Source organism: Glycomyces rhizosphaerae, from assembly GCF_042647865.1.
Taxonomy (GTDB): Bacteria; Actinomycetota; Actinomycetes; order Mycobacteriales; family Micromonosporaceae; genus Glycomyces; species Glycomyces rhizosphaerae.
On record NZ_JBHRWO010000010.1, the window covers coordinates 237,194 to 255,620 of the forward strand.

Sequence of the window (18,427 nt, forward strand, 5' to 3'; positions counted from 1 at the left end):
GTGACCTGCGAAAACAGGTAAGTGCCCTCCTTCGCGCACGACAAAGGCCCGCGATCTGCCGATCGCGGGCCTTTGTCGTGCGCGAGGTGGGGCTGAAGCCGGTTGACAAAGTTTGGCGACACAACTTAGTCTTGGGCTTCCGTGCCGATCGAGGGAGCGCCGTGAGTCGAAATGCCGTGTCCGGGGCCGAGCACCCGATCGTTTCGGGGTTCCACCCCGACCCGACGATCTGCCGGGTCGGCGAGGACTACTACCTCGCCCACTCCAGCTTCGAGTACTTCCCCGGGGCGCCGATCTTCCACAGCCGCGACCTCGTGCACTGGAAGCAGATCGGCAACATCCTCGACCGCCGCTCCCAGTTCGTGAACGGCGGCGGCACCCCCTCCGGCGGGATCTACGGCTCGACCCTGCGCCACCACGACGGCCTGTTCTACTTCATCACCACCAACGTGTACGACTCCCGCGGCCAGATCATCGTCACCGCCGAGGACCCCTCCGGCGACTGGAGCGAGCCGGTCTTCGTGCCCGAAGCGGCCGGCATCGACCCCGACCTCTGCTGGGGCGACGACGGCGAGTGCTACCTGACCTGGACCGGCCGGGTCGCGGACACCGACCTCGACGGCATCCTCCAAGCCCGCATCGACCCGACCACCGGCAAGTTCAAGGCACCCGCGTACCGGGTCTGGCAGGGCATCGGCCTCGCCGCCAACGAAGCGCCGCACATGTACCGGATCGGCGACCACTGGTACCTGATGCTCGCCGAGGGCGGCACCGAACGCGGCCACTCCGTCACCGTCGCGCGCGCCGACCGACCCGAAGGCCCCTACGAGTCCTGCCCCGCGAACCCGGTGTTCTCCCACCGCTCGTCGGCGCTGCCGGTCCAGAACACCGGGCACGCCGACCTCGTGGAGACCGCTTCGGGCGAGTGGGCCGCGGTCTACCTGGCGGTGCGTCCGCGCGGGTTCACGCCGCAGTTCCACGTGCTCGGCCGCGAGACGTTCCTGGCCGGGGTCGACTGGGTGGACGGCTGGCCGGTCTTCGACGAGCACCGCTACGGGTTCACACCCGACGACACCACCTTCACCGACGATTTCACTTCGGACGCTTGGGATCTGCGTTGGGTCGCACCGTCGAGCGAACCCGATGCGATCGCCGCGCGCGGCGACGACGGGCTCGACCTGCGCGACCCGGGCGACGGCTCACCCGGACTGCTGTGCGCGCGCGTGTGCGACCTGCGGTGGACGGCCGAAGCCGAGTTCGCCGATTCAGGGCGCTTCGTCGTGTGGATCGACGAGCGCCACTGGTACGGGTTGACCTGCGAGAACGGCGTTGTCCGGGCGGAAGTGCGGATCGGCGGCGTCACGGCCGAACTCGGTTCGGCCCCCGCGCCGGAGGGTGCGGTGGCGCTGCGGATCGAGTCGGTCGAGCCGCAGGCGGCGAACATGACCGCGTACGGGCCGGACGACATCGTGCTGTCGCTCAAGGGCGACAACGGTTTCGCAACGCTGGGCCGGCTCGACGGCCGCTACCTGTCGACCGAGGTCGCGACCGGTTTCACCGGCCGGATGCTCGGCGTGGGCGCAGGAGGAGACGCCTCGCGCCTGCGCGAGTTCCGTTATGTCCCAACGGAGTCGCTGCCCGCCGAGTGACGTCTCGACTCGATCGGTATCGCTGCCCTTCGCGTGCGACCGCTCGGTTCACTCCGTCTCGCGGACGACCACGACCGGGCAGCCGGCGTGGTTGACGCAGTAGTGGCTCACCGAGCCGATCAGCGACCCGACGAAACCGCCGTGGCCGCGACTGCCCACCACCAGCAGGTCGGCGCCTTCGGCCATGTCGATGAGGGTCTTGGCCGGGTGGCCGCCCACCGTGTGGGGTTCGACCGTCACGTCCATCCTCCCGGCGAGGGCGTGGTTGACCGCCGTCTCCAGGGACTGCCTCGCGGACTTGTCGAACTCCTCGCCGCCGGGCAGGACCATCATGCCGGTGCCGTACATCGTCGGCACCTCCCAGGCCTGCACGGCCTCGACCTTGGCGCCAGTACGTCTGGCCTGCTCAATGGCCCATTCGAGCGCCTTGATCGAAGGTGCCGAGCCGTCGACGCCGACGACGATGCGCTCCTGCCGCTCCTCTGTCCCGTCCATGTCCACCCCTCCTCAGAACCGGTCTGACGATCGGGAATACCCGTCTGAACAGGGGTCGAACCCTCGCGGGCATGCGAAACGCCCGGGCCGCGGCCCGGGCGTCCTCCTGGTGGCCCTAACCGCCCGGCTGGGTGATCCGGATGTGGTTGCCGAACGGATCGCGCAGGGCGCAGTCGATGCCGTACGGCTGCTCGGTCGGCTCCTCGGTGAACTCGACTCCGAGGTCCTTGAGCCGCTTGTACGTGCCGCGGCAGTCGTCGGTGTTGAGGATGGTCGAGCCGAGGGCGCCCTTGGTGAGCAGGTCGCGGACCTGCGCGGCCGTCTCGTCTCTCTGCGAGGGCGGGCCGGGGACCTCGAGGAGTATGTGGCGCTCGGGGTCCTCCGGGAGCGCGACGGTGAGCCAGCGCATGAAGCCGAGGTCGGCGTCCGTCGAGATCTGGAAGCCGAGCTTGCCTACGTAGAAGTCGATCGCCTCTTCCTGGTCGAGGACGAACACGGTGTGAATGCTGATTCCGGTGAACATGCGATCAGCCTATGGCCGCCGAGTGGGGCAGGGCTTATCCAAAAATGCTCAGTCAATACTGCTCAGCCGAAACTGCTCGGTCTGGTCCAGGACTTCACGAAGCAGGACGGGACGTCGAACGGGGTCGCCTCGCGGCGGTACTGCGTGGGCGACCGGTCGATGATCGTGTTGAAGGTGCGGCTGAAGGTGCCGAGACTGTCGAATCCGACGGCGAGTGCGATCTCGGTGACCGAGGTTTCGGTGTCGCGGAGCATCGCGCAGGCGCGTTCGATGCGGCGGCGCTGGAGGTAGCGGTGCGGGGTCTCGCCGAAGGTGGCGCGGAACGTGCGGCTGAAGTGCGCGGGGGACATGAGGGCGACTTTCGCGAGGGACGGCACGTCGAGGGGTTCGGCGAAGTCGCGGTCCATGGCGTCGCGGGCGCGCAGGAGGCGGCGGTTCTGGTCTTCGCCTGGGGTCTTCACGGCTTCCTCCGAGGTCACGTGCGCGTATGCCGATGATCGCATGGGCGGGGGCAGGTCACATCGGGAGCTTCGTGCAACATATTGAAAACGAGTCCCGTTATCTTTGTCGATAACAACTGCCCCTCGGCGCTCCCCGGCGCCGCCACTGCCCCGGTGAGGTCCCTTGCGCACCATACGGTCCTTCGCGGCGCAGCCGCTTCCCGTGCGGCTGCTCCTGGTGAACCAGCTCGGCGTCAACCTCGGCTTCTACATGGTCATCCCCTACCTGGCGGTGCACCTCGAAGCGTCGGCCGGGATGTCGCTCGCGGCGATCGGGGTCGTGCTCGGGGTGCGCAACCTGGCCCAGCAGGGGCTGTTCCTCATCGGCGGCACGGCCTCGGACCGGCTCGGCCCGCGCGGGGTCATCATCGCCGGGTGCCTGTTGCGCGCCTTGGGGTTCGGGCTGTTCGCGCTGACGCCCTCGTTCACGGTGCTCATCGCCGCGTCGGTCGTCAGCGGCGTGGCCGGGGCCCTGTTCAACCCGGCGGTGCGGGCGTACGTCGCCGAGGCCGCCGGTGACCGGCGGGCGGAGGCGTTCGCGCTGTTCAACCTGTTCGCGAACACCGGCATGTGCCTCGGCCCCGTGGTGGGCAGCGCGCTCGTCATCGTCGACTTCCGGCTCGGGGCCCTGGTCTCGGCGCTGGTGTTCGCCGGTCTCGCGGTCGCTCAGATGCTGGCCCTGCCTCCGCACCAGGGCGCGAAGTCGACGACCACGGTGCTCGGCGGTTGGCGGGAGGCGTTCGCCGACAAGGGCTTCCTGGCGTTCACGCTCGCGACGGCGGCACTGTTCGCCCTGCAGAACCAGCTTTACCTGCTGCTGCCGAAGGCCGCCGTGGACGCCACGGGCACGACCTGGGCCACCGCCGCAGTGTTCGGCGCCTCGACGGTCGCGACGCTCGGCCTGCAGGTGCGCAGCACCGCCTGGTGCCAGCGGCACCTGAGCCGGGCGGCGGCGATCGCGCTCGGCATGGCGCTCATCGGCGCGGCCTTCCTGCCGCCGATCCTCCTGCCCGCCAGCGCACCCGCACTGCATTTCACGGCGGTGCTGGTGGCGGCGCTCCTGCTCTCGATCGGCGTCATGGTCGCCCAGCCGTTCGTCATGGAGCTCATCCCCGGCTTTGCGCCGCAAGGCCTCACAGGCACGTACTTCGGCGTCTACTACCTCCTCTCCGGTGTCGTGGCCGCCCTCGGCACCAGCGCGGTCGGGCTCGTCGCCGACCTCGCGGGCGATCGGGCCGCCTGGGCCTCATGGATCTGCTGCGCCCTCCTCGGACTCGCCTCGGCCGCCGCCGTCGCCGCGATGCGCGGCTCGCGGTCCCTCGCATCGGCGGCGCAGCCGACGACTTCGCCGAAGGACGGGCAACTCGTCACTGCGCCTTCGGAAGCCGAGGATCAGGACGCCGCATCGCCGGAAGCCGAGCCGCTCGTCCCCTCGCTTCGCGCCGCGTCCTCGGACGGCGCGCCGCCAACTGCTCCGGAGGAGCGCCTCTCGTCGCGCAGTGCCGCGCGGACCTCTTGCACCGCAACCACAAAGGAATCGACATGACCCACCCATCGACCAGCCCCCGTCTGAGCCGCCGCGTCGTCCTCTCCGCGACGGGCCTCGCGGTCGGCGCCTCGAGCGCCGTGCTCACCGCTTGCGGCTCCGATCCCGCCGCGACCGAACCGAAGACCGGCGGGACCCTCCGCGCGGTCTTCGCCGGGGGCGGAGCGGACGAGACGATCGACCCGCACCGTGTCAACCTCTTCGCCGACGCCGCCCGCGCCAAAGCGATGTTCGAGAAGCTCGCCGACCTCGGCTCCGACATGGCGGCCGTGCCGCGCCTCGCCGAGTCCTGGACTCCCGACGCCGACCTCACCGTGTGGACCGTGAAGCTCCGCGAGGCGACGTTCCACGACGGCAGCCCCGTGCGCGCGGCCGACGTGCTCTACAGCTACCAGCGGATCGCGAACCCCGACGAGACCTTCCGTGCCAAGTCCGACCTCGCCCCGATCGACCTCGAAGCCAGCAAGGCGATCGACGACCTGACCGTCGAGTTCGTGTTGAAGTACCCCCTCGCCGAATTCCCGAACTGCCTGGCCGGCTTCGGCACGTACATCGTGCCCGAAGGGTCCGACAATTTCGACGCGCCCGTGGGCTCCGGCCCGTTCAGCTTCAAGTCCTTCACGCCCGGCAGCGAGTTCACCGTCGAACGCTTCGACGACTACTGGGACGGCGCACCGAGACTCGACCGGCTTCAGATCGTCGTCGCCGATGAGGAGTCGGCGCGGATCAACGCCCTGCTCGGCGGCCAGGTCGAATACGCGCACGACCTCTCGGCGACCACCGCCCGCGCCAACGAGGGCAACGAGGCCGTCAACCTCGTCTCCTCCCCAGGCTCGAACATGCTCGGCTTCGCGATGAAGACCGACCGCGCCCCCTTCGACGATCCCCGTGTGCGCCAGGCGATGTTCCTCCTCTGCGACCGCGACGAGCTCGTCGAGTCCGTGCTCTCCGGTCGCGGCCAGATCGGCAACGACCTGTTCGGGCTCGGCTTCGAGCACTACGCGGCGGACATCCCGCAGCGCGAAAGGGACCTGGAGGCGGCCAAGGCGCTCCTCGCCGAAGCCGGCGTCCAGGAGATCGTCCTCGACACCGCCGACGTCGGCTCCGGTTTCACCGAGGCCGCCCAGATCTTCGCCGAGCAGGTGCGCGAGGCCGGGATCGACGTCGCCATCAACGAACGCAACGCCGACACCTACTGGTCGGAGGTCCTCACCGAGGGCCAGATCGCGTCCTACCGCTCCGGCGCGATGCCCATCGCCTCCCACATCTCGCAGCGGCTCCTCGACGGCTCCCCCACCAACGTCACCCAATGGCACCACGCCGACTTCGACGAGCTGTACCTCAAGCTGCAGTCCACAGCGGACGAAGCCGAGCAGGAGACGCTCTACCGAGAGATCCAGCAGCGCCTCCACGACGAAGGCGGCTACCTGGTGTGGGGCTTCGCGGACTGGATCGTCGCCACCCTCCCGAGCGTGCACGGCGTCGAGCAGGCCCCGGCGAACACCCTCGACTGGGCCCGCTTCGACAAGGTCTGGATGGACTAGTGCTCGCGTACGCGGCCAGACGGATCGGCCTCGGCGCACTCCAGGTGCTGGCCGTCGCCGTCCTCGCGTTCGCACTGGTCGAACTGCTCCCCGGCGACGCGGCCGTCGCGCTCGCCGGGGACCAGCCCGACCCGGCCAACATCGAGCGCATCCGGGAGCAGATGCACCTGGACGAACCGGCCCTCACGCGGCTCGGCGACTGGCTCGGCGGCCTCCTCACCGGCGACTTCGGCACCTCGCTCGTGTCGGGACGCCCGGTCGCCGGCCTCCTCGCCACCGCACTCGAACCGACGCTCATCCTCGCCGGGGCGACGCTGATCCTCCTGCTGCCCTTGGCGATCGGGCTCGGCGTGGCGGCGGCCCGGCGGCAGGGCCGCTGGCCGGACCGGCTCATCACCACGTTCACCGTCGGCCTGTACTCGGTGCCCGAGTTCGCCTTGGCGGTGCTCCTGGTGAGCGTCTTCGCGATCGGTCTCGCGTGGCTGCCGCCCACGGCCGTCGGCGTGCCTTCGCTGCCGGCCGAGCCCGCAGTCCTGGTGCTGCCCTTGCTGGTGCTGCTGGCGCGGCCGATCTGCTCGATCGCGCGGCTGGTGCGCGCGGGGATGATCGAGGCGCTCGATTCGGAGTACATCGCGCATGTGCGCCGCGCCGGGGTTTCGGAGCGGCGGGTCGTGTTCGCTCACGCGCTGCCGAACGCGGTGAGCCCGGCGACCGCGCAGATCGCGCGAACCGCGGACTGGCTGCTCGGCGGCGTGATCGTGGTCGAGAGCGTCTTCGTGATCCCGGGCCTGGGCACGGCCCTGGTCGACGCGGTGAACGCCCGGGATCTGCCTGTGGTGCAGGGAATCGCCGTGGTCTTCGGCGCGACCACGGTCCTCGTGAACCTGGCAGCGGACCTGGTCGCGTTCCGCCTCGCCCCGAGACTGGAGCTGACCCGATGAGCAACGAGCCGACGAACGCCGAACCGCAGCGCATCGAGCCGACACACCCGGATCTTCAAGAACCGTCGTACCCCTCGGGCGCCATCGAGACCGGGGGCGCTTCCGCTCCGACACCCCCGGCCCCGGGATCGCCAGAAAACGACCGGATGCCCTCCGGCCCTCAAGAACTGTCGTACGCCGCAGGCACCCTTGAAACCGGGGGCGCTTCGATGCCGACACACCCGACCGCGGGATCGCCGGTCGCCCAGAACCGTCGTACCCCTCGGGCACCATCGAAGCCGGGGGCGGTCGCGTTGCGACACACCCGACCTCGGGGGGCGGCCCGCCGCCGCACCGAACGCCTCCTGCTCCTCGCGCTGCTCGCGATCCCCCTCGGCCTTGCCCTCGTCGGCCCCTTCCTCCCGACCCCCGACCACGACCGCACGCAGCCCTTCGACCCCGCCGCGCCCTGGCCCGGCACCGACTACCTGGGCGCGAGCGTCCTCGACGGGCTCCTCGACGGCGGCTGGGGCATCGTCACCACCGCCGCCGCAGCCACCGCCCTCGCCTACCTCGTCGGGCTCCCGATCGGCCTCGCCGCCGCCGCGACCCGGCACCGCTGGCTCGACGAGATCCTCATGCGGCCCTTCGACCTCCTCCTCGCGCTGCCCTCACTCCTGCTCATGCTGCTGCTCGCCTCGATCGCCCCGCCCACGGCATGGATGCTCGTGCTCATCGTCGCGCTCGTCAACCTCCCCGACATCGCCCGGATCGTGCGGGCCGCCGCCCTCGAAGTCGCGCACCGCCCGGCGATCGAAGCCATGTGGCTGCAAGGCGAATCGCGCCGCCACCGGTCGATCTACATCGCCAGATCGATCCTTCCCACTGTGGCGGCCGACGCCGGGGTGCGCCTGGTCGGCGCGTTCTACCTCGTCGCCGCCGCGAGCTTCCTCGGCGTCGGCGCGGGCCCGGAGGCCAGCGACTGGGCCGTGATGGTCGACGTCAACCGCGGCGGGATCTTCTTGTCCCCGTGGGGTGTCGTGCTCCCGGCGGCGCTGCTGGTCGCACTCTCGGTCGGCCTGAACCTGCTGTTCGACCGGCTCCTCTCCCGAAAGGTCCCCTCATGACCGTGAACGTGGCCGGCCTGCGCGCCACAGCGGGCGCGAAGACCCTGGTCGAGGACGTGGACTTCACCGTCGACGCCGGGCGGATCCTCGCGATCGTCGGCGCCTCCGGCTCGGGCAAGACCACGATCGGCTCGGCCCTGCTCGGCGCGCTGCGACCCGGCGTCGAACCGACCGGCGTCGTCGAAGTCGCCGGAGTCGACGTCCTGCACTGCGCCCTAGGCGAAGTGCCCGCCGCCTACCTGCCGCAGCACCCGGCGGCGGTGCTCAATCCGGTGCGCCGCATCGGCGGCGTCCTGGGCGACATCGCGAACGCGAACCGGCGCAACGCCCCGGACGGCACCGGCCGTGCGAATCGCCGGCGCGGCCGGACGACCGGCGAACGCATCGCCGACGCCATGCGCCGCGCCGGCCTCGACGACCCGGCGTTCCTCCGCCGCTTCCCGCACCAGCTCTCAGGCGGCCAGCAGCAGCGATTCGTTCTCGCCCAAGCGTTCCTGTGCGACGCGAAGCTCCTCGTCGCGGACGAGCCGACAACCGGCCAGGACCTCGGCAACCGCGACCGGATCGCGGCCGAACTGCGGCTCGCGGCAGCGAACGGAATGGCGGTGGTCCTGCTCAGCCACGACCTCGAACTCGTGGAGGCCGTCGCCGACGACCTGCTGGTCCTCGAATCCGGCCGCATCGTCGAACGCGGCCCGACCGCGACGGTCCTCGCCGAACCCGCGCACGACTACACGCGCGGTCTGCTCGCCGCCCGAACCATGGAACGTGCCCCGGCCGCCGGTGCGGGGGCCCCGATCCGCATCGTCGGCCGGGGCCTCACTGTCGCCGTGGGCCGCCAGCGCACGCGCCTGCTCGACGGCGTGGACTTTGAAGCGCGCCAGGGCGAATGCCTCGCGATCCTCGGCGAATCCGGGAGCGGCAAGACCACGCTCGCCCGCACCGTGGCCGGGCTCCGGCAGGCGACCGCCGGGGAACTGCGCCTCGACGGCGCGCCACTGCCGGTGCGCGGCCGCCGCCGCAGCCGTGCCGAAAGGGCCCGCGTCCAGTACGTCTTCCAGGACGCGAAGGCGTCCTTCGACGAGCACCGCAGCATCGCCGAGCAAGTGGCGCGCAGCGCGATCCGCTTGCGGGGCTGCACGAAGGAAGCCGCCGCGGCCGAATCCGCAAGGCTGCTGGGCGAACTGGGCGTCCCCGCCGACGCCGCCGCCCGACTTCCAGGTCGGCTCTCGGGCGGTCAGCTCCAGCGAGCGGCCCTCGCTCGCGCGCTCGCGGCCGGGCCCGACGTGCTGGTCTGCGACGAGATCACCTCCGGGCTGGACGCGATCGCCCGCAAAGGCGTCCTCGAACTCCTCGCGGGATTGAAAGGCAAGGGCGGCATGGCGATCCTGCTCATCACCCACGAACCGGCCGTCGCCGAGCGCCTCGCCGACCGCGTGCTCCGCGTCAAGAACGGCATCGCGGTGCCGGCGGACTGAATCCCCGGACCGTCGGCGAGCCGATCGGTCCGTTCGATCATCAGCCGACGACCCGTCCCCGATCGGCGGGGAGCGAGTCCGGGCGGCGATGCGGTGCTTGCGAACGGGGATCGGCGGTCCCGCACGCCGTGCCCGTTCGGGGAATCCGAGCCTGCGTCGGCTTTGCGGCGATATATTCAGGGCTCCAGTGCCCTTTTCGGGCCTCAACGGCTTGACCTGCGAGGACGCCATGGCCCAACCCGCGAACGCGGTCGAAGCCCCGCATACGGCGAAACTCGCCTTCTGGACGCTGACCTCGATGGTGGTCGGCTCGATGGTCGGCGCGGGCGTGTTCTCGCTCCCCGCCCGGTTCGCGCAGCAGACCGGCGTCGCCGGCGCCCTCATCTCCTGGACCGTCGCGGGCGCCGGCATGCTCATGCTCGCGTTCGTCTTCCAGAACCTCGCGATGCGCCGCCCCGACCTCGACGCCGGGGTCTACGCCTACGCGAAAGCCGGATTCGGCGAATACCCCGGCTTCTTCTCCGCGTTCGGCTACTGGGCCAGCGCCTGCGTCGGCAACGTGACCTACTGGGTGCTCATCATGTCGACTGCGGGCGCTCTGGTGCCCGCGCTCGGCGAAGGCGACACGGTGCTCGCGATCGTGCTCTCCTCCGCGGGCCTGTGGGGGTTCTTCCTGCTCATCAAGCAGGGCGTGAAGGAAGCGGCGGCGATCAACCGGGTCGTCACGGTCGCCAAGCTCATCCCCATCGGCGTGTTCGTGATCCTCGCGCTGTTCTTCTTCGAGCCGTCGGTGTTCGCGGAGAACTTCGGCGGCGCCGACTACGCCGGATCCCTGTTCAGCCAGGTCAGGGGCACCATGCTCGCGACGGTGTTCGTGTTCCTCGGGGTGGAGGGCGCGAGCGTCTACTCCCGGCACGCGAAGCGCCGCGAGGACGTCGGGCGGGCCACGATCACCGGTTTCCTCTCCGTGTTCGCGGTCTTCGCGTCGGTCACGATCGTGTCGTACGGGATCATGCCGATGGCCGAGATCGCCGAGCTGCGCCAGCCGTCGATGGCCGGGGTCCTGGAGGCCGCGGTAGGCACCTGGGGCAAGGTGTTCGTGTCGATCGGCCTGGTCGTCTCGGTGCTCGGCGCGTACCTGGCGTGGACGCTCATGGCCGCCGAGGTCCTGTTCGTGGCCGCGAAGGACAAGGACATGCCGCGGTTCCTCGGGCGCGCGACGACAGCGGACGTGCCGGTCCCGGCATTGGTGCTGACGACGGCGCTGAGCCAGCTCGTCCTCATCGTCACCTACTTCTCCGACGACGCGTTCAACTTCGCGCTCGACCTCACCAGCGCCCTGTCGCTCATCCCGTTCCTGCTCGCGGCCCTGTTCGCGGTCAAGGTCGCCGCCGGACGCGGCGGTGCCCTTGGGCGCGGTAGCCCGGGGGAGATGACCGTGGCGGTCCTGGCCTCGGTGTACACCCTGTTCCTGCTGTTCGCCGCGGGCCCGAAGTACGTGCTCGTGTCGTTCATCGTCTACGCCCCCGCGACGATCCTGTTCGTCATGGCCCGCCGCGAGCAGGGCCGCCGCCTGTTCAGCCCGGGGGAGGCGGTGCTGCTGGCCGTCTCGATCGCGGGGGCCGTGATCGGCGTCGTGGCCCTCGCCGCCGGTTGGATCAGTATCTGAGGGAGCACTGCCATGTCCGATCGAGTCCAGTCCTACGGCGTCCACTCCGAAGTGGGGAGGCTCCGCAAGGTCCTCGTGTGCGCGCCGGGTCTCGCGCACCGACGCTTGACGCCCACGAACGCCGAGACCCTGCTGTTCGACGACGTGATGTGGGTCGAGAACGCCCAGCGCGACCACGCCGAGTTCGTCGAGAACATGCGCGACCGGGCCATCGAGGTCGTGGAGCTGCACGAGCTGCTGTCGCAGACCATGGCGGACAAGGAGGCCCGCTCGTGGCTGCTGGACCGCAAGATCACCGCGAACGAGGTCGGGCTGGGTCTCATGCACCAGACCAGGGAGTTCCTGGAGTCGCTGGGGCCGGCCGAACTCGCCGAGCACCTCATCGGCGGTCTGTCCACACACGACCTTCCGGAGGATCTGCGGCCGGGCTATGTGGCGCTGGCGCGCGAGTCGACGGGCGCGCGCGAATACCTCATGCCGCCGCTGCCGAACACCTTGTACACCAGGGACACCACGTGCTGGCTGTACGGCGGGCTGACGCTCAATCCGCTGTACTGGCCGGCGCGGCACGACGAGACGCTGCTGATGAAGGCCGTCTACACGTTCCACCCCGATTTCGCGGGGTCGCGGGTGTGGTGGGGCGACCCGGACCAGTCGTGGGGGCAGGCGACGTTCGAGGGCGGCGACATCATGCCCGTGGGGAACGGGGTGGTGCTCATGGGGATGAGCGAGCGTACGTCCCGGCAGGCGATCACGCAGGTCGCGAAGGCGCTGTTCGACCAGGGCGCGGCCAATCGCGTGGTCGTGGCGGGCATGCCGAAGCTGCGCGCGGCCATGCACCTGGACACCGTGTTCACGTTCGCGGACCGGGACGTGGTCACGCTGTACCCGCGGATCATGGACGCGGTGCACACGTTCTCGTTGCGTCCCAGCGACAAAGCGCCTGGCCTGGAATTGGAGGACCACGGTTCGGCGGCGTTCGCGGAGGTGGTGGCGCAGGCGCTGGGCCTGCCGGGGCTGCGGGTCATCGCCACGGGCGGCGACGAGTACGCCTCGGAGCGCCAGCAGTGGGATTCGGGGAACAACGCGGTGGCGCTGGAGCCGGGCGTGGTCATGACGTACGACCGCAACACGCAGACGAACACGCTGCTGCGGGACGCCGGGATCGAGGTCATCCCGATCGTCGGCGCCGAGCTCGGGCGCGGCCGGGGCGGCGGGCACTGCATGACCTGCCCGATCATCCGCGACCCGGTCGATTTCTGAACGCGGCCGAAAGGGGCGCGGCCGCGATGCGGCTGCGCCCCTTCGGGGGTGTTTCGGTTGGTGTCCTGGTTTAGCCCCACTGGCCGGGCTGGTAGGAGCCCGCGGGGGTCTGAGTGATGGCGTTCATCCGGTTGTACGCGTTGATGAGCGCGATGATCGAGACGAGGGCGACGAGTTGGTCCTCGTCGAAGTGCTTGCGGGCGTTGTCCCAGATGTCGTCGCGGACGCCTTCGCCGTCGGCGAGGCGGGTGCCCGCCTCGGTGAGAGCGAGCGCCGCCTTCTCGGCCTCGGTGAAGACCGTGGCCTCGCGCCAGGCGGCGACCATGGCGAGGCGGACCGGGGTCTCACCCTCGTGGGCGGCGTCCTTGGTGTGCATGTCGAGGCAGACGCCGCAGCCGTTGATCTGGCTGGCGCGGATCAGGACGAGGTTCGGGATCCACTCCGGCAGGGAAGCGTCCTTGAGGGCCCGGCCGGCCGAGTTGATGTGCTTGGCGAACTTCGCGGCGATGGGGTTCGAGTAGTAGTCGATGCGGGCTTCCATAGTGTGCTCCTTCGCGGTTCGTTCGATATACCGCCATGACGAGCCGCGGCGCGGCATTGTGACCGCCGAACCGGAAACGAGGCGTGGATCACGGTGCGGGCGTTGCGCGGTCGCGGCCGGTCACGTTCGCGGCCCCGCGAACGTCATAAGGTCGAGAACCCCATCGAAGGAGGAGCGACGATGAACGACGACCAGTGGCTGGCGGAGCGTTTCGAGGCCGACCGGCCGCGACTGGAGGCCGTGGCGTTCCGGATGCTCGGCTCCTCCGGCGAGGCCGAGGACGCCGTGCAGGAGGCCTGGTTCCGCTTGGCCGCCAGCGATACCGAACGCATCGACAACCTCAGCGGCTGGCTGACCACCGTGGTCGGCCGGGTCTGCCTCGATCAGCTGCGGCGGCGCAAGTCCCGCGCCGAGCAGCCGATGCCGGACTCCGGGACCGAGCCGGTCGCCCTCCCGGGCCCGACGGACCTGGAGGCCGACCCGGAGTCGGCCGCGGTCATGGCCGACTCGGTGAGCCTCGCGCTGCTCGTGGTCCTGGAGACCCTCGAGCCCGCTGAGCGGCTCGCGTTCGTCCTCCACGACATGTTCGGCGTGCCCTTCGACGACATCGCCCAGATCGTCGACCGCAACCCGGCCGCCGCCCGCAAACTCGCGAGCCGCGCCCGAGCCCGGGTACGGGGAACCGGTGCGCCGCAACGCAAAGAGGTCTCGAAGCAGCGCACCGTGGTCGAAGCGTTCCTCGCGGCGGCGCGCGGCGGGGACTTCGAAGCGCTCGTGTCCGTGCTCGATCCCGAGGTCACCCTGAGGACGGACGCGGCCGAGGTCGGCCAGATCATCCGCGGCGCGGCCCAGATCGCCGGCGGCGCGATGACGTTCGCCGCCATGGCGACCGGGGCGCAGCTCGTGCTCGCCGACGGCAAGATCGGCGTCATCTCCTCGCTGCCCGACCTCCCCACACGGGTGCTCGTGTTCACCGTCGAAGGCGACCAGATCATCGCCCTGGAAGGCATCACCGACCCGGACCGGGTTCGCGGCATGGCACTCACCCTGCTCGACGCGTAAGCGGCAACGGCGATGGTGCGGGCGCCGATCCGGTTTCGGATCGACGCCCGCGCCGCGAAAACTGTCATACCCCCGCGCGATAGTTGATTCGGGGGACCTGCCGATCCGACACGCCCGACCCCGGGAGCCGGACCGCCCGATCGCCTAGTGCCCGAACGCGTCCGAGTCCGCCGCCGAGGCCTCGCCCCGGTCGAGCGCCGAAATCGCCATCACGTCGTCCGGCTCCAACTCGAAATCGAACACGTCCAGGTTCTGCTCCAGACGCTCCAGATTGCTCGACTTCGGCACCACCGTGAGCCCCAGATCCAGATGCCACCGCAGCACCACCTGCACCGGCGTCTTCCCGTACTTCTCGGCCAGCTCCAGGACCAGCGGCTCCTCACGGACCTCGCCGCCCTGCCCGCCGATCGGCGACCACGACTGCGTCGTGATCCCCCGCTCCTTGTGGTACGCGCGAGCTTCGAGACGAGTCGTCAACGGGCTCAACTGGATCTGGTTCACGTCCGGGACCACGCCCGTGGCCTCGATGATCCGGTCCAGGTGCGCCGGTTTGAAGTTCGACGTGCCGATCGCCTTGACCCGCCCCGACTCCAGCAGCCGCACCAAGCCCTGCCAGGCCTCGACGTAATGCCCGTGCTGCGGGTTCGGCCAGTGGATGAGCAGCAGGTCGAGGTAGTCGAGGCCCAGCCGGTCGAGGCTGCGCTCGCAGGCCTCGGCCGCCAATTCGACGGCGTGCCATTCCTTGTTGAACTTCGTGGTGACGAACAGGTCTTCGCGCGCCACGCCGGAAGCCTTGAGCCCCAGGCCGACACCGCGCTCGTTCTTGTAGTTCTCGGCCGTGTCGACCAGCCGGTAGCCGAGCCCGATCGCCTCGGCGACCACTCGCTCGGCCTCGGTGTCGTCCAGCGGCCACGTGCCCAGGCCGAGGAGCGGCATGGCCGCGCCGTGGATGAGTTCGACCGTGGGTGCTGTGGGTGCCATGGAGGAAGCCTCTCTGATCGGATGCAGTCGTGAAGGGTGCGTGCCGCGGTCTACGCTACCGCCGCCCGAGTACCCTCGAAACCGGGCGAAACACCCGCAGTCGTTCGGCCTTCCCACATCATGATCTACTTTGTGTCAAGTGCTCGTACTTTTGTACCGGCACATAGATTCAGGACATGGAAACGAACGCGAACGCCGTCCTGCGCGTACCCCCGGCCGCCCCCGCCGAGGCCCTGGCCTTCTTCACCGCCCAGCTCGCCTTCCGCACCGACGTCTCCGACGTCTACTCCGCCCTCGACGACCAGGACTTCACCCTCGTCGACACCCGCGGCAAAGCCGCCTGGGACCAGGGCCGCGCCCCTGGCGCCGTCCACCTCCCTACCGACGAGATCGCCACCCGCGCAGCCGAACTCATCGACACCGCCAAGCCGGTCGTCGTCTACTGCTGGGGCCCCGGCTGCAACGGCGCCTACCGCGCCGCCGTCGAGTTCGCGAAGCTCGGCTACCAGGTCAAAGAGATGATCGGCGGCATGGAGTACTGGATCCGCGAAGGCCTCCCCGTCGCCACCGACGCCGGCGTCGAACGCGGCGAACCCGACCCGCGCACGGTTCCCGTCAGCGGTGTCTCCTGCGCCTGCTGAACCGCGCGCCATAATCGACGCATGAGCGAACTCCTTGCCATGCCCGAAGACTGGACCCGGGCACTGGCCATCGTGGCCCACCCCGACGACATGGAATACGGCGCCGCGGCGGCCGTCGCGGGCTGGACCCGCGCCGGACGCGAGGTCGCCTACCTCATGGTCAGCCGCGGCGAAGCCGGCATCGACACCATGTCGCCCGAGGAATGCGCCCCCGTGCGCGACGCCGAGCAGCGCGCCTCGGCCGCCGTCGTCGGCGTCTCCTCGGTCGAATTCCTCGACCACCGCGACGGCGTGATCGAGGCCGGGGTCGCGCTGCGCCGCGACCTGGCCGCCGCGATCCGCCGGCACCGGCCCGAACTGGTCATCACGCTGAACCGGCGCGACCACTTCATGCCCGGGCACTGGAACAGCGCCGACCACCGGGCGGTGGGCGAATCGGTGCTCGACGCCGCCAACGACGCGGGCAACCGGTGGATCTTCCCCGAACTCGCCGACGAAGGCCTCGAGCCCTGGGGCGGGGTGCGCTGGGTGGCGCTGGCCGCTTCGCCGGAGTCGACGCACGCGGTCGACGTGACCGACACGATCGAGGTCGGCGTGGCCTCGCTCCTGGAGCACCGCGCTTACATCTCGGCGCTGACCGACGAGGACCCGGAGACCTACGTCCGCGGCTTCCTCACCACCTTCGCCGCGGGTGCGGGCGAGCGCTTCGGGACGCAGTATGCGACCACGTTCGAGCTGATCAGTTTCTGACATCTGGCTCGGCGTGTCCAGGAATTTCGGTCGCGATCATGGCCGGAATCCGACATTGGAGCGTTTCCTGTCGCAGCCTGCGAGTACTTTTGCGCTCTGCAAATTCATGGCTCGCAAGCTTCGCCAAGGCCGGGGTCCCTTAAGGGGGATCTATCGCAATATCCCGGGCTTCCGCCGGTTTCACGTTTCGGAGCGGGGACCGAGCCGATGGCTCGGTCCCCGCTCTCGCTCTGGGGTCGCCGCGGTGGTCAGGCGCGGCGGAGTCGATCAGTCCGACTGGGCCGGGTCGGTCATTCGAAGTCGCCTTCCACCGCGCCGGTCTCGCCCGATTCCGTCGTGGCCTCGAAGGTGTACAGGTCGTCGTCCGCGCTGCGCGCGCCCGCGCCGTGGTTGTACTGGCCCGCGAGCTGGTATTCCCCGGCCGGGAGCACCTTGCCCTCCTGCAAGGTCCAGCGGTAGATCAGGAAGCCGTCCTCCTTGGTCACCACCGCCTCCGCGAGCCAGCTGTCGCCGCTCGTCCAGGCGTCCGTGGACTCCACGCCCGCGCCTTCGGCCACCCGCAGCTCGACACTCAGCCCGGCGAGCGCCTCCTCGCTCTTGAGCGTAAGAGTCGATTGCGACCAGTAGTCGTTGCTGGCCGGGGCGATCGAGCCGTCCGTCCACAGCCATTCGGGCCCGGCGTCGACTTCCGGGCTCGATTCGCCCTCGGACGTCTCGTCCTCGGAACCCTCGCTCTCGCCGTCGTCCGCACTCGTCTCCTCAGCCTCCGAAGAGGCGTCCTCGCTGCTCGCCGCGTCCGTGGTCCCCTCAGACCGGGTACCGGGACCGGCCGCGGGAGGTTCGGGAGTCTGGCCGATCCGCGGACCGAGGCCCATGGCCTGCCCGAAGAAGACGATCGCGCCGATGAGGACGACGACAGCGCCCGTCGCCAGCCCCAGTTGCGGGATCCGCCAGCCGCTGCGCACCGGTTCGGCCCGCACGCGGGGTTCGCGCATGCCGTCGGACACGCGCGCCCACATGCGGTCGCGGTCGGGTTCGTACTCCTCCGCCGTCACGCGGAGCCGGTCGGGTAGTTCGTCGTTCATCGCTGCTCCCCCTTCCGAATCGCTGCCCAGGCCGACCCCTCCGTGGGTCCGAGGATCCGGCGCAGTTCGGCCAGGCCCTTGGAGGTCTGGCTCTTCACCGTGCCTACCGAGACGCCGAGCGCATCGGCGGTCTCGCGCTCAGACAGTTCCAGCGAGTGCCGCAGGATCACGCAGGCGCGGCGGCGCATCGGCAGCCGCTCCAGGGCCTCGCGCACGTCCACCACCGCGGCCGAGTCGGGGCCTTCGTGCGACTCGCCGGGCCGCTGCCAGAACAAGGTGTTGCGGCGGCGTTCCCGCACGGCCGCGCGGATGCGGGCCTTGGCGAGGTTCGCGACGATGCCGCGCGCGTACGCGATCTGCGACCGGGCCCGCCGGGCCTGGTCCCATTGGCGCCACACCGCGAGCATCGCGTCCGCCGCGATGTCCTCGGCCGTCCCGCTCTCGCCGATGAGCAGCCACGCGAAGCGTGCCAGCTCGGCGTGATGCCGCTCGAAGAAGGCGCGGAACGCGTCTTCCTCCAGCTGAGCGGGGACGTCCAACGGGGGGCCTCCGGTCGGGGGTCGAATTCGGGGAGGCGGAGAGTCTAGCAGCCGAACCATCGAACCCTCACTTTCCGAAGCACAGCTTGGAGGAACGTCGGGGAAGACGGCGGG

At 70.1% G+C, this 18,427-nt stretch carries 18 protein-coding genes; 11 read left to right on the forward strand and 7 right to left on the reverse strand.

Annotation, left to right across the window (positions count from 1 at the left end):
• Positions 1-161: 161 nt before the first annotated feature.
• Positions 162-1,649 (forward strand): glycoside hydrolase family 43 protein, encoded by a 1,488-nt coding sequence (locus ACFO8M_RS10740; RefSeq protein ID WP_387974512.1) that lies wholly within the window; start codon positions 162-164, stop codon positions 1,647-1,649.
• Positions 1,650-1,697: 48 nt separating this feature from the next.
• On the opposite strand, the gene ACFO8M_RS10745 is transcribed toward ACFO8M_RS10740, so the two are convergent.
• The 3 genes from ACFO8M_RS10745 to ACFO8M_RS10755 all read right to left on the reverse strand — a co-directional run bounded on the left by ACFO8M_RS10745 (position 1,698) and on the right by ACFO8M_RS10755 (position 3,170).
• The gene (locus ACFO8M_RS10745) at positions 1,698-2,144 is read right to left on the reverse strand and encodes a universal stress protein (protein WP_387974515.1); all 447 of its coding nucleotides are present in this window, start codon (positions 2,142-2,144) and stop codon (positions 1,698-1,700) included.
• Between the two features lie 115 nt (positions 2,145-2,259).
• On the reverse strand, positions 2,260-2,667 hold the full coding sequence (locus ACFO8M_RS10750) for a VOC family protein (RefSeq protein ID WP_387974518.1): 408 nt from the start codon (positions 2,665-2,667) through the stop codon (positions 2,260-2,262).
• 62 nt (positions 2,668-2,729) lie between these two features.
• On the reverse strand, positions 2,730-3,170 hold the full coding sequence (locus tag ACFO8M_RS10755; RefSeq protein ID WP_387974521.1) for a helix-turn-helix domain-containing protein: 441 nt from the start codon (positions 3,168-3,170) through the stop codon (positions 2,730-2,732).
• 121 nt (positions 3,171-3,291) lie between these two features.
• Between ACFO8M_RS10755 and ACFO8M_RS10760 the strand changes: the two genes are divergently transcribed.
• The 7 genes from ACFO8M_RS10760 to ACFO8M_RS10790 all read left to right on the forward strand — a co-directional run bounded on the left by ACFO8M_RS10760 (position 3,292) and on the right by ACFO8M_RS10790 (position 12,714).
• Positions 3,292-4,713 carry an MFS transporter gene (locus ACFO8M_RS10760; RefSeq protein ID WP_387974523.1) on the forward strand — a complete coding sequence of 474 codons (1,422 nt, stop codon included), beginning with the start codon at positions 3,292-3,294 and terminating at the stop codon, positions 4,711-4,713.
• Positions 4,710-6,257, forward strand: a complete 1,548-nt coding sequence (locus ACFO8M_RS10765) for an ABC transporter substrate-binding protein (protein WP_387974525.1) — start codon at positions 4,710-4,712, stop codon at positions 6,255-6,257. Before ACFO8M_RS10760 ends, ACFO8M_RS10765 begins: the two co-directional genes overlap by 4 nt.
• Positions 6,257-7,198 carry an ABC transporter permease gene (locus ACFO8M_RS10770; RefSeq protein ID WP_387974528.1) on the forward strand — a complete coding sequence of 314 codons (942 nt, stop codon included), beginning with the start codon at positions 6,257-6,259 and terminating at the stop codon, positions 7,196-7,198. Before ACFO8M_RS10765 ends, ACFO8M_RS10770 begins: the two co-directional genes overlap by 1 nt.
• A 293-nt stretch (positions 7,199-7,491) precedes the next feature.
• Entirely contained in the window at positions 7,492-8,304 is an 813-nt protein-coding gene (locus tag ACFO8M_RS10775) for an ABC transporter permease subunit (protein ID WP_387974531.1), read from the forward strand.
• The gene (locus ACFO8M_RS10780; RefSeq protein ID WP_387974534.1) at positions 8,301-9,782 is read left to right on the forward strand and encodes an ABC transporter ATP-binding protein; all 1,482 of its coding nucleotides are present in this window, start codon (positions 8,301-8,303) and stop codon (positions 9,780-9,782) included. Before ACFO8M_RS10775 ends, ACFO8M_RS10780 begins: the two co-directional genes overlap by 4 nt.
• Before the next feature lie 229 nt (positions 9,783-10,011).
• Positions 10,012-11,451, forward strand: coding sequence for a basic amino acid/polyamine antiporter (locus ACFO8M_RS10785; RefSeq protein ID WP_387974537.1), 1,440 nt, complete (start codon positions 10,012-10,014; stop codon positions 11,449-11,451).
• Positions 11,452-11,463: 12 nt separating this feature from the next.
• Positions 11,464-12,714, forward strand: coding sequence for an arginine deiminase (locus tag ACFO8M_RS10790; protein ID WP_387974539.1), 1,251 nt, complete (start codon positions 11,464-11,466; stop codon positions 12,712-12,714).
• Between the two features lie 70 nt (positions 12,715-12,784).
• On the opposite strand, the gene ACFO8M_RS10795 is transcribed toward ACFO8M_RS10790, so the two are convergent.
• Positions 12,785-13,255, reverse strand: coding sequence for a carboxymuconolactone decarboxylase family protein (locus tag ACFO8M_RS10795; protein WP_387974542.1), 471 nt, complete (start codon positions 13,253-13,255; stop codon positions 12,785-12,787).
• 180 nt (positions 13,256-13,435) lie between these two features.
• Here ACFO8M_RS10795 and ACFO8M_RS10800 point away from each other — a divergent pair, with 180 nt between their 5' ends.
• Complete coding sequence (locus ACFO8M_RS10800) at positions 13,436-14,317, forward strand: sigma-70 family RNA polymerase sigma factor (protein ID WP_387974545.1); 882 nt, start codon at positions 13,436-13,438, stop codon at positions 14,315-14,317.
• 144 nt (positions 14,318-14,461) lie between these two features.
• Here the strand turns inward: ACFO8M_RS10800 and ACFO8M_RS10805 are convergent, their stop codons facing one another.
• Positions 14,462-15,298, reverse strand: a complete 837-nt coding sequence (locus ACFO8M_RS10805; RefSeq protein ID WP_387974547.1) for an aldo/keto reductase — start codon at positions 15,296-15,298, stop codon at positions 14,462-14,464.
• 176 nt (positions 15,299-15,474) lie between these two features.
• On the opposite strand from ACFO8M_RS10805, the gene ACFO8M_RS10810 reads away from it, so the two are divergent.
• Positions 15,475-15,939: a rhodanese-like domain-containing protein gene (locus ACFO8M_RS10810; RefSeq protein WP_387974550.1), complete on the forward strand. Its 465-nt coding sequence runs from the start codon at positions 15,475-15,477 to the stop codon at positions 15,937-15,939.
• A gap of 21 nt (positions 15,940-15,960) precedes the next feature.
• Positions 15,961-16,689, forward strand: a complete 729-nt coding sequence (locus ACFO8M_RS10815) for a PIG-L deacetylase family protein (RefSeq protein WP_387974553.1) — start codon at positions 15,961-15,963, stop codon at positions 16,687-16,689.
• A gap of 290 nt (positions 16,690-16,979) precedes the next feature.
• Here the strand turns inward: ACFO8M_RS10815 and ACFO8M_RS10820 are convergent, their stop codons facing one another.
• Together ACFO8M_RS10820 and ACFO8M_RS10825 are read right to left on the reverse strand one after the other, a co-directional pair.
• Positions 16,980-17,774 carry a hypothetical protein gene (locus tag ACFO8M_RS10820; protein WP_387974556.1) on the reverse strand — a complete coding sequence of 265 codons (795 nt, stop codon included), beginning with the start codon at positions 17,772-17,774 and terminating at the stop codon, positions 16,980-16,982.
• Positions 17,771-18,313 carry a SigE family RNA polymerase sigma factor gene (locus ACFO8M_RS10825; RefSeq protein WP_387974558.1) on the reverse strand — a complete coding sequence of 181 codons (543 nt, stop codon included), beginning with the start codon at positions 18,311-18,313 and terminating at the stop codon, positions 17,771-17,773. The genes ACFO8M_RS10820 and ACFO8M_RS10825 overlap by 4 nt, the downstream gene beginning before the upstream one ends.
• Between the last annotated feature and the right edge of the window lie 114 nt (positions 18,314-18,427).